Below are 11515 nucleotides of genomic sequence, written 5' to 3' on the forward strand. Positions count from 1 at the left end.
ATTTACCGCTCAGATCGTTAGGGTCTGATACATTTCTAGTTTAGAGTTCGGCCCTGGGTGCTCACTCCGACGCTCAGGAGCCGATCTCCATGACCAGGACAGTTCTCGAAATCAACGACGTCAGCGAGCCGGATGCAGAGGCTCGCGAATGGGTCGACGCCATCTCCTCGGTGATGGCCTTCGAGGGCAGCGAACGCGCGGACTTCCTGCTCGGCCGCGCAGTCGACATGGCGCGGCGGCAAGGCGCGCGCCTGCCGTTCGCAGCCAATACCGCCTACATCAACACCATTCCCCCGCACAAAGAGCAGCCGCATCCCGGCGATCGCGAGATCGAGAACCGCATCCGATCCTTGATTCGCTGGAATGCGCTCGCGATGGTGCTTCGGGCGAACAAGGCGTCGAGCGAACTCGGCGGGCACATCGCTAGCTTCCAGTCCGCGGCGACGCTCTACGACACGGGCTTCATGCATTTCTGGAACGCGCCACACGAGGGCCACGGCGGCGATCTCGTGTTCGTTCAAGGTCATTCCTCGCCCGGAATTTATGCGCGCGCTTTTCTCGAAGGACGGCTCACGGAGGAGCAGCTCGCCAATTTCCGCCAGGAGACGGATGGGCACGGAATATCCTCCTACCCGCACCCGTGGCTGATGCCGGACTTCTGGCAGTTTCCGACCGTGTCCATGGGGCTCGGTCCGCTGATGGCGATCTATCAGGCCCGCTTCCTCAAGTATCTGCACGATCGTGGGCTTGCGGATACCTCCAACCGCCACGTGTGGGTGTTCTGCGGCGACGGCGAAATGGACGAGCCGGAGAGCCTCGGCTCGATCTCTCTCGCCGGGCGAGAGAAGCTCGACAATCTGATCTTCGTCATCAATTGCAACCTACAGCGCCTCGATGGGCCGGTGCGCGGCAACGGCAAGATCATCCAGGAGCTGGAGGGCGGCTTCCGCGGCGCTGGCTGGAACGTCATCAAGGTGATCTGGGGCTCGAACTGGGACCCCCTGCTCGCCCGTGATACGTCCGGGCGCCTGCGCCAACTGATGGAAGAGTGCAACGACGGGCAGTACCAGGACTTCAAGTCCAAGGACGGCGCCTATATCCGCAAGAACTTCTTCGGCCGCTATCCCGAGACGGCCGCGCTCGTGGCCGACTGGTCCGATGACAAGATCTGGACGCTGACGCGCGGCGGACACGACCCGCGCAAGGTGTATGCGGCTTATGCGGCGGCCGTGGCACACAAGGACCAACCGACCGTGATCCTGGCCAAGACCGTCAAAGGCTACGGCATGGGCTCGGCGGGCGAAGGGCAGATGATTGCCCATCAGCAGAAGAAGATGGGGCTCGACGCCCTCCAGAAATTCCGCGACCGCTTCAGCGTGAAGGTCTCGGACGAAGAACTCGACAAGCTTCCCTTCCTGCGGTTCGCGGAAGGCAGCCCGGAGCTTGCCTATCTCCGGGAGCATCGCAAAGCGCTCGGCGGCTCCCTTCCGCAACGGCGCGTCAAGACCGGCTATGCGATCGCGGCGCCGCCTCTGTCTCTGTTCGAAGCGCAGCTCAAGGGCTCCGAGGGGCGCGATATCTCCACGACGATGGTGTTCGTGCAGCTCCTGACGAAGCTCTTGCGCGACAAGCAGCTGGGCCGGCACATCGTGCCCATCGTGCCCGACGAGAGCCGCACGTTCGGCATGGAGGGGATGTTCCGCACCTTCGGCATCTACAGCCAGGTGGGCCAGCTCTACAGGCCCGAGGATGCCGATCAGCTCATGTACTACAAGGAGGACAAGAGCGGTCAGGTGCTCGAGGAAGGCATCAACGAAGCGGGCGCGATGGCATCGTGGATCGCGGCAGCGACCTCCTATTCGTCCTCCGACGTGCCGATGGTGCCGTTCTTCATCTACTATTCGATGTTCGGCTTCCAGCGGATCGGCGATCTGGCCTGGGCGGCGGGCGACATACGCTCGCGCGGGTTCCTGATCGGAGGAACATCCGGACGCACGACGCTCAACGGCGAAGGGTTGCAGCACCAGGACGGGCATAGCCACATCCTGTCTTCGACCATTCCGAACTGCGTCTCCTACGATCCCGCGTTCGGCTACGAGCTGGCCGTCATCATCCAGCACGGGCTCGCGCGGATGCTCGATGCACAGGAGGACGTGTTCTATTACATCACGAGCCTCAACGAGAACTATCAGCACCCGCCGATGCCGGACGGCGCGGAGGACGGCATTATCCGCGGCATGTACTTGCTCAAGGCAGGGGCAGCGCCCACGGCCGACAAGCCGCGCGTTCAACTGCTCGGCTCGGGTGCAATCCTGCGCGAGGTGATCGCAGGCGCCGAGCTTCTTGAGCAGGATTTCGGCATTTCGGCCGACATCTGGAGCGTGACGAGCTTTACGGAGCTGCGCCGCGAGGCGCTCGAGATCGAGCGCTGGAACCTGCTGCATCCCGCGGAAATTCCAAAGGTGCCTTACGTGACGCAGTGCCTCGCCTCACGGGGCGACACACCCGTCGTCGCCTCGACGGACTACGTCAAGATGTTTGCGGATCAGATCAGCCCGTTCGTGCGCGGCCCGTATCAGGTTCTCGGCACGGACGGCTTCGGGCGTTCCGATTACCGGCGCAAGCTTCGTCACCATTTCGAGGTCGATCGCCACTTCGTCGCGGTGGCCGCGCTCAAGGCGCTCGCAGACGACAACAAGATTCCCTCTACGAAGGTCGTGGAGGCCATCAGCAAGTACGGGATCAACCCCGACAAGGCTGCTCCGGCGCGCGCTTAACTCAGGGACACCTGCTGCATGTCCGTCATCGAAGTGAAAGTTCCCGACATCGGCGACTACAAGAACGTGCCCATCATCGAGGTGCACGTGAAGCCAGGCGACGCGATCAAGCGCGACGATCCATTGGTCACGCTCGAAAGCGACAAGGCCGCGATGGAGGTCCCCGCGCCGGAAGGTGGACAGGTCGCCGAAGTGCTGGTGCGCGTGGGCGACAAGGTTAGCGAGGGATCAGCGATCCTGCGGCTCACTTCGGACGCTGCGACACCTTCCGACACCAAAAGCGCGAACCCGCCATCTTCTACGCCCCCTCCTCCACGGACGGAGACCGCGCCGGAACCCCAGAGCGCGAGCGGACCGGGAGAGCCGCCCGATACGACCAAGGGGACGGCGCCGCGCACGCCGCTTCCGCTCGGCTCAGATTTCGGAGGAGTTCACGCCAGCCCCTCTGTGCGCCGTCTCGCCCGTGAGCTCGACATCGACCTGACGCGGCTGACCGGAACGGGCGAAAAAGGACGGATCACCAAGGAAGACGTGAAGCGCGCACTCTCGGGCGGGGCAGGCGGCGGGAGTGGCATTCCCGAAATTCCGCCGCAGGATTTCGCCAAGTACGGCCCGATCGAAACCAAGCCGCTCACGCGTCTCAAGCGCCTTTCGGGGCCGCATCTCACGCGGGCCTGGCTCAATATTCCCCATGTCACCCACACGGACGAAGCCGACATCACCGATCTCGAAAGCTACCGCAAGACACTCGATGCGGCTGCCAAGGAGAAGGGATACCGAGTGACGCTGCTCGCCTTCCTGATGAAGGCCTCCGTCGTGGTGCTCAAGGAATTTCCCGAGTTCAATGCGTCGCTCTCACCGGACAAGGGGTCGCTCATTCTCAAGCGCTACTATCACCTCGGCATCGCCGTCGACACGCCGGACGGCCTCGTCGTGCCCGTGATCCGCGAGGTGGACCGGAAAGGTATCATCGAACTATCGCAGGAGCTGGGTGACGTCTCGCAACGCATGCGCGAAGGCAAGATCGCACCGGCCGACATCCAGGGCGGAACGTTCTCCATCTCGAGCCTCGGCGGCATCGGGGGGACGAGCTTCACGCCTATCGTCAACGCGCCCGAGGTGGCGATACTGGGTGTCGTACGCGCGGAGACGAAGCCGAAGTGGGACGGCGCGCAGTTCGCCCCGCGCCTCATGCTGCCGCTGTGCGTCTCCTACGATCATCGCGTCATCGACGGGGCCCTGGCCGCCCGCTTCACGCGGCGGCTTGCCGAGATTCTCGAAGACGTCCGCCAGCTCGTGCTTTGAGCGTTCGGGAGGGTTCCTTGTCAGACGCAAACGCCATCACCTGCGACGTTGCCGTGCTGGGCGCGGGACCCGGAGGATATTCGGCCGCGTTCCGTGCCGCCGATCTCGGGCTCAAAACGGTGCTGATCGAGCGCGCTCCCACCCTTGGCGGTGTGTGCCTGAACGTGGGCTGCATTCCTTCGAAGACGCTTCTCCACGCTGCCTCGTTGATTACCGAGGCCCAAGCGTTCCGCGCCCACGGCATCGATTTTGGCTCGCCGCGCATCGACCTTGACCAGCTTCGCGCGCACAAGGACGGTGTTGTGGGAAAGCTCACGCACGGGCTCGCCCGCATGGCGAAGGCGCGCAAGGTGGAGGTGGTTCAGGGGACAGGCACCTTCCGAGACGCGCATTCTTTCGACATCGCGCTGACGAAGGGCGGCACGGCGGCCGTGCGCTTCGAGAAGGCGATCGTCGCCGCTGGCTCGGAGGCTGTCTCGCTTCCGTTCTTACCGAAGGACGATCCGCGCATCGTGGATTCGACGGGCGCGCTCGCGCTGCCGCAGGTTCCGCAACGGATGCTGGTGATCGGCGGCGGCATCATCGGTCTCGAGATGGCCACGGTCTATGCGGCGCTCGGCAGCCGGATCGACATCGTGGAGATGCTGGATGGGCTGATGGCGGGCGCAGATCGCGACTTGGTGCGCGTCTGGCAGAAACGCAACGCCAGCTGCTTCAACCGCATCATGCTCAAGACAAAGGTCGCGGGAGCAAACGCGAAGCGGGATGCCATTCACATCCGCTTCGAAGGCGAGGGCGCTCCGGAAAGCACTGAGGCTTACGATCTTGTTCTCGTTTCCGTCGGCCGCGTGCCGAACGGACGGCTGATCGGCGCCGAGCGCGCCGGTATCGCCATCGACGCGCGCGGGTTCGTCACGGTCGATCGGCAGATGCGCACCAATGTCCCCAACATCTTCGCCATCGGAGATATCGCAGGCGCGCCGATGCTCGCGCACAAAGCGGTTCACGAAGGGCACGTTGCTGCCGAGGCCGCCGCAGGCAAACCCTCTCACTTCGATGCGCGCCAGATCCCATCTGTCGCCTACACGGATCCCGAAATCGCCTGGGCAGGACGCACCGAGGACGATCTCAAGGCGGAAGGCGCCACGTTCGGAAAAGCCGTATTCCCCTGGGCCGCATCGGGTCGCGCCATCGCCATGGCGCGCGACGAAGGCTTCACAAAGCTGCTGTTCGATGCGGACACCCATCGCATCATCGGCGGCGGGATCGTCGGCGTTCACGCAGGCGATCTCATCAGCGAGATCGCGCTCGCGATCGAGATGGGCGCCGACGCGGTGGACGTCGGCAAGACCATCCATCCCCATCCCACCCTGTCGGAATCGATCGGCATGGCTGCGGAAGTGTTCGAAGGCGTGTGTACGGACCTGCCTCCAGCGAAGCGATGATCGCCCGGACACGGAGCGCAAAAAAGAAAGGGACCGGCGAATGGTCCCTTTCTCGTTCTTTTGAGCGCGCTTAGTTGGCCTTTGTGGCCGACGGCGCGTAGTACTTGAACTCCGGCGCGTTCTCGAGCGCATCCTTCGTGCTGTTCAGCGTCACGCGCATCGTGCCATTGGCGTCGCGGTTGAGCTGCAGGTCGCTGAACGACACCGCCACCAGCTTTTCGCCCATACCGAGAAAGCCGCCGACTCCGATCACGGCGTTGGCAATCTTGCCATCCGGTCCAAGGATCAGGTCGTTGATGTCACCGATCTTCTCGTTGGCGGCGTTGTAGACAGTCAAGCCGATGAGCTTCGACGAACGCCACTCGTCAGCGGACTGGCTGGCCGAGAAGGCTCCCGCTGTCCGCTCGCTCGAAGGTGCGGGGACCGCGACGGACGGCGACGGGGCAGGCGTCGGAGCCGGGGCCGTTTCCTGCATCCTCTCAGGCGGAGCCTCGGACGGCGACGGTGCGGGGGTCTGCGCGAAAGCGGATGCCGCGCCGAGCGTCAGGGCCACCGGCATGGCTACAGCGGACAGCAACTTGGACTTCATCGGATTCACTCCTTTGAATATATTTTATTGATCTCGCACGGTCCTCGACGTGTTGGGCGCAATGCCCGCAAGTAGCGTGTGTCTCGGATTTTCCGTGCTTGCAGCGGGCATCGGCCAGCTTGGAGATCTAACGTCGAGGCGGGCGGTTGGTTCCTCTCGGAAATACGCTGTTCGCATGCTTTGCGTTGCTTAACGAACTGCGCATCCGGTGCGGCATTGCGCGATGTTCTCCCGAGCGCGACAATGCTGCGTGTCACACTCACGCTGCGCCCGCGTGCACCACGCGATGCACGAACGCGAGCTTCGCGCGCACCGGCGCGGAAATCACGAACGGATAAAAATCGCGGTGGCCGAGACTCCTGCTGAGGCTGTTCATCGAGAGAGACAGCGGCACCCAGCGCTCGATCAGGCTCTCGAAACTCACCTGCCGGTAGACATCGTATTTCTTGAACGGCCACGCCGCACCGAACAGGAGGCCTGCCGCGCGTGGCTCCATGCCTTCCGCTTCTGCCGTTTCCACCGCATCCACCATGTGCAGATAGTGGGCCCAGGTTTCCGCCCAATCTTCCCACGGGTGTGCGCTGGCGTAGGCCGACACGAAATTTTCGGCCCAGTTCGCGGGCGCGCCTTCTGCATAGTGCGAGGAGAGCGCCGCCTGATAATCCTGGCGCTCGTCGCCAAACATGGTGCGGAAACTCTCGATCGACTCGTCGCGATCGACGAGAAGCATCCAATAGTAATGCCCGCTTTCGTGCCTCAAGTGCCCCAGAAGAGAGCGATAAGGCTCGTCCAGGAATTGACGACGCCGTTCGCGTTCCACATCGTCCGCTTCCAGCACATCGAGCGTGATGACGCCGTTGTCGTGCCCGGTGACAGCTTTGGCCACGAAGTCAAACGTGAGCGGCGTTCCGCTGCGCGCCGTGCCGCCGTCGAGAGGCAAGCCGAGGCGCAACAGCGAATAGATCAGCCGCTTCTTCGCGTGCTCCACCTCGCGCCATGCATTGAGGCGGCCGGGCTCCGACAAGTTCGGAATGGTTCTGTTGCAGGCGCAGGCCTGGCAAAGCGTGGACGGCGCGCCATCGGGAACCAGCCAGTTGCAGGCCCCGTGCATCGCGTTTTCACAGAAGCGCACATCGCTCACTGCGTCCTTGATGCCCGGATTGGCCTTGATCTTGCGGTAAAGACCGCCGTCGGGTGCGACCGGCTCCACTGCCACCAGCGTCAATGTGCCGGCGTCGAACCCCAGGCTGTGGCCACACGAGAGGCAGGTGCCATTCTCGAAGTAGACGCGGCTTCCGCAGGCCGTGCAGGCAAAGTTTTTCATCCGGCGTGGGCTCCTGGCGGTTCCGCGTTTCAGTTCGCCGCGCGTTCGGCATGCAGCGATGTTGCCGCTTGCCCTTGTGGGCCGGCCGAGGTCAACTTTCGTTTCTCGCAATGGTTCCGGGTGCCTGGAAAAGCGGCAGATTACTGGTCGCCAGCGCCCTCGACCGACACTGCGGCGGCGAAAGAGTCCGCAGGCGCATCGCCTGCTTCGGCACCAGGAGCCGGCAGGCTCGGTGTCGTGGCAGCTATCGCAGGCGCATGCGCCGCCGCGAGAAAGCGATCCATCGCGGGTCCCCAGACGTCCCATCCCGCGCGATCGTCGGCGAGGTTGTGTCCATCGGCGCCATAAGGCGGGAAAATGTGAAGCTCAGCCTGTCCGCCGCCGTCCTGCCAAGCGGCTGCGAGCCCGCGCGCAAGCTCGGGGCGGAAGAGGCTGTCGTTTGCCGCATAGAGCCAGAGCGTCGGCAGACGCGCGCTCACACCGTAGCTATGGGCCGCTTCGAGCAGGCGCCGCTCACCGCATACGGCGCGCTCAGGATCACTGTCCCATGGACGGCCGCCGCGACCGCCTGCAATGTTCACCACAGCACGCACGTTGGCGGGATTGCGCGAGGCGAGAGCGAGGGACGCCCAGCCGCCCGACGAAATGCCGACGACGATGGCTTGGCCCGGTGCGATGAACGGCTCGCGCGAGATGTAGTCAATCGCGGCCTCGATGTCGTCCGCTGCGGCGAGCCCCGAGCGATAGTGATCCGGATCCGCGCAAGTTCCGATCGATTCCGCGAGCGTGCCTCCGGTTGCGCCATGTCCGCGCCGCTGGGGCAAGAGCACGACGTAGCCACGCTCGACGAACCAGCGCGACAGCCAATAGTAGACCGGCATGGCGACGGCGAGGCGCGTCGCATCCGACGTGCCGTGATTGATGACGACCAGCGGGCGGCGCGCAGCGTCCCCCTCAGCGCCCGGCTCGTCTGCCGGACGAAACACTGTCGCACGCAGCGGATTTTGCGGATCTCCGCCGGGCAAGAGCCAGAGCTGCTCGCGAAGGCGCGGCCCTTCCGGACCGAAAGGTCCCAACATGGCAGCGCGGCTCGGAGACGCGGCTTCGGCGTATGCGGGAGCGCTCATGACGGCGGCTGAGCACAACAACCCAGCGCAGGCGGCCGCTGCGAGCGTCGCCGCGGCGCGCATCACAGGGCCGCGGATGGCGCCGATGACGCCCGGGCGCTTCGAGCCAAGAAATTCTCGTGTCGCGCCGCTATTGGCGCGCAATCCCCGCGCTGCCCCGATCATCAAAAAATGTGCCCCGTCCGTGCTTTCATTCCGCGCTGTCGCGTGCTGCTCGCTCGTCACACTCTCTCATTCGATGAGCCCGTGCTTCCCCAAGCACGGGCTGCTTCTCGGAACCGCCCCTTTCGCCATGCGTTGATGCGGCGGCTGGGTGAGTCTGAAGCCTGGCCCATTTGAAATGGAAAGAGGAGTATAATCAATGAAAAAGCTGTGCACCGTTAGTATCGCAGCTCTCCTTGCCACCTCTGGAGCAACAGTTTTCGCCCAAACGGCTCCGGGCGCAAATGTCAAAATGTCCAAGGCAGAGTGTCAGAGCATCTGGGGCCGCGCAGATGCTGCGGGCGGCGGATCGCTCACCAGCGCCCAGGCGCAAGGCTTTGTCACGAATTTCAACAAAGTCGACACGAACGGCGACGGCAAGCTCACAAGTGCGGAATTCCTGGCCGGTTGTCAGAAGGGCCTCGTGCACGATTCCGCCAGCAGCGGCGCGGGTGAAGGCGCCTCGGGCTCTTCGAGCTCCGGCCAGTCTCCCCCCGCAAAAAACTACTAGTTCAACGCTCTCCGTTGCGAGCCGTCCTCCCGCCGGCTCGCAACGGAGCGAGCGCCCAGGCGAGGCGAGCCAGGACGGAGCAATCACCATATTCGTTGTTGTCTTATATGCCATGATGGTCATTATGACGTTTGGCGTCCTCGCTTGGTTCGTCCATAGCGAAAGCGACTGATCGATCGTCGATCTTCGGCGGCAGCCGCGCTCTCGCGCGCCGCTCGCGCCGATCTGGCAATCCACGCAACCGTTTTTCGGGCAGTACGGGCCTCGGCCACTCCCGAAATCAATTGGCACGGGGGTGCGCTGTCTCTTGAATATCCCGCTTCTCACGAACGAGCAGGCTTCCATGACTGCTGAACAGCGTCCTGCTCAACCGCTCGATTTCGCCGTGATCGGCAACGGCCGCATCGCCGCGCTTCTCGACCGCTCCGCCCGCATCGTGTGGTGGTGCTTCCCGCGTTTCGACGGAGATCCGGTGTTTTCGCGGCTCCTCGCCGGAGACGAGGAGAAGGGCTTCTGTGACGTGGTTGTGGAAGGGGCCGTTCGCACGCGGTCTGCCTATCTGCGCAATACCGCCATCCTCGAGACCGTGATCGAGGACAACAGCGGCAACGGTGTGCGTATCATCGATTTCGCGCCGCGCTACCCGCGCTTCGAGCGCATGCTTCATCCCGCGCAGATCATCCGGCGCATCGAGCCCATCGGCCTGCCGCGCATAAAAATTCGTGTGCGCCCCACGTTCAACTACGGCCAGCCGCGCCCCGCGCAAGTGGTCGGCTCAAACCACATCCGCTACAGCGGCGGCGAGATCACGCTGCGTCTCACGACGGACGCGCCACTCTCATACATCGTTCACGAAACGGCTTTTGCGCTCGCCCGTCCGGTGACGCTGGTGCTCGGCCCCGACGAGTCGCTCGAAGCAGCGGCGGACACGGTTTCCCGCGAAGCGCTCGAAAGGACGCGCGACTACTGGCTCGGCTGGGTGCGCGGTCTCGCGGTACCGCTCGACTGGCAAACGGATGTCATTCGCGCCGCCATCACGCTTCAACTCTGCACCTTCGACGAGACCGGCGCCATCGTCGCCGCACACACGACCTCGCTGCCTGAGGCTCCGGGAACCCAGCGCACGTGGGACTATCGCTACTGCTGGCTGCGTGACGCGTATTTCGTGATCATGGCGTTGAACCGGCTCGGTGCGACGCAGTCGATGGAAGCGTATCTCGACTACATCACCACGCTCGCGGTCGGCTCGGAGGGCACGCTGCGGCCGGTCTACGGCATCGTGCACGATCAGCCTTTGGACGAGAGCGTGGCCGAGCATCTGCCGGGATTCCTCGGCATGGGGCCTGTGCGCGTCGGCAATCAGGCAGCCGAGCAGATCCAGCACGATTCCTGGGGCAGCGTGATCCTCGGGGTCTCGCAAATGTTCATCGACCAGCGTCTGCCGCGCATGGGTGACGAGGCGCTTTACCGGCGGCTCGAGGTTCTCGGCCGTCATGCGATGCGCGTGTTTCTCGAACCCGATGCGGGTATCTGGGAATATCGCGGGCGCCTGCGCATCCACACGCATTCGGCCACCATGTGCTGGGTCACGCTCGACCGGCTCGGCCGCATCGCGGCGCTGCTCGGGCTTTCGGGCGACGCGGAGCAGTGGCGGCGCCAGGCGGACACCGTTCGGACCGAAATCCTCACGCGGGCCTGGAGCTCGAAAGTGGGCGCGCTGGCCGGCGCGCTGGATCAGGACGAGCTGGACGCAAGCGTGCTGCTGCTGCCGGAGCTCGGCCTCATCTCGGCGCGTGATCCGCGCTTTCTCAAGACGTTGGACACCATCGGCGGCCAGCTCGGCCGCAATGGCTTCATGCTGCGCTATACCAACGACGATTTCGGTGCTCCGGAAACGTCGTTCCTCGCCTGCCAGTTCTGGTACATCGATGCGCTGACCGCGGCCGGACGCGTGGAGCAGGCGCGCGAGTTGCTCGACGATCTCCTCAGTCGGCGCAATGCCTTCGGGCTTCTTTCCGAGGATATTCACCCGACCACGGGCGAGCTTTGGGGCAACCTGCCGCAGACCTATTCCATGGCTGGGATCGTGAATTCCTGCATGAACCTCTCGCGAAATTGGGCCGATGCGTGGCCCCGCTCACCCGCGCCGGAACCCAGCGCGACCTCAAGCGTTTGATCTACGGGACCAATTTCGGCAATAGCCGCAAGGCGGTCACAAACAGAGTGAGATACAGCG

8 protein-coding genes are annotated in these 11515 nt (G+C 64.0%); 5 read left to right on the forward strand and 3 right to left on the reverse strand.

The features are described 5' to 3' along the window. The first annotated feature begins 89 nt into the window (after positions 1-89). The 3 genes from aceE to lpdA are packed head-to-tail and all read left to right on the forward strand — an operon-like array spanning position 90 to position 5527. Positions 90-2777 carry a pyruvate dehydrogenase (acetyl-transferring), homodimeric type gene (aceE, locus tag F812_RS0118260; protein WP_020087432.1) on the forward strand — a complete coding sequence of 896 codons (2688 nt, stop codon included), beginning with the start codon at positions 90-92 and terminating at the stop codon, positions 2775-2777. 18 nt (positions 2778-2795) lie between these two features. After that, complete coding sequence (locus tag F812_RS0118265) at positions 2796-4082, forward strand: 2-oxo acid dehydrogenase subunit E2 (protein WP_020087433.1); 1287 nt, start codon at positions 2796-2798, stop codon at positions 4080-4082. A gap of 17 nt (positions 4083-4099) precedes the next feature. Continuing rightward, positions 4100-5527 (forward strand): dihydrolipoyl dehydrogenase, encoded by a 1428-nt coding sequence (gene lpdA, locus F812_RS0118270; protein WP_020087434.1) that lies wholly within the window; start codon positions 4100-4102, stop codon positions 5525-5527. A 70-nt stretch (positions 5528-5597) separates the two neighbouring features. Here lpdA and F812_RS24565 read toward each other — a convergent pair whose 3' ends face one another. The 3 genes from F812_RS24565 to F812_RS24570 form a co-directional block, all read right to left on the reverse strand. After that, positions 5598-6116 carry a PRC-barrel domain-containing protein gene (locus F812_RS24565; RefSeq protein WP_020087435.1) on the reverse strand — a complete coding sequence of 173 codons (519 nt, stop codon included), beginning with the start codon at positions 6114-6116 and terminating at the stop codon, positions 5598-5600. Between the two features lie 259 nt (positions 6117-6375). Next, a complete protein-coding gene (locus tag F812_RS0118280; protein ID WP_020087436.1) occupies positions 6376-7440 on the reverse strand; it encodes a zinc-binding metallopeptidase family protein in 1065 nt (354 codons plus the stop codon). A gap of 140 nt (positions 7441-7580) precedes the next feature. Further along, complete coding sequence (locus F812_RS24570) at positions 7581-8732, reverse strand: alpha/beta hydrolase family protein (RefSeq protein ID WP_245257709.1); 1152 nt, start codon at positions 8730-8732, stop codon at positions 7581-7583. Between the two features lie 289 nt (positions 8733-9021). Between F812_RS24570 and F812_RS0118300 the strand changes: the two genes are divergently transcribed. Beyond that, on the forward strand, positions 9022-9279 hold the full coding sequence (locus F812_RS0118300; RefSeq protein WP_020087439.1) for an EF-hand domain-containing protein: 258 nt from the start codon (positions 9022-9024) through the stop codon (positions 9277-9279). Positions 9280-9622: 343 nt separating this feature from the next. After that, positions 9623-11455 (forward strand): glycoside hydrolase family 15 protein, encoded by a 1833-nt coding sequence (locus F812_RS0118305; protein ID WP_156827515.1) that lies wholly within the window; start codon positions 9623-9625, stop codon positions 11453-11455. The last annotated feature ends 60 nt before the right edge of the window (positions 11456-11515 follow it).

It is taken from the genome of Hyphomicrobium zavarzinii ATCC 27496, assembly GCF_000383415.1.
Taxonomy (GTDB): Bacteria; Pseudomonadota; Alphaproteobacteria; order Rhizobiales; family Hyphomicrobiaceae; genus Hyphomicrobium_C; species Hyphomicrobium_C zavarzinii.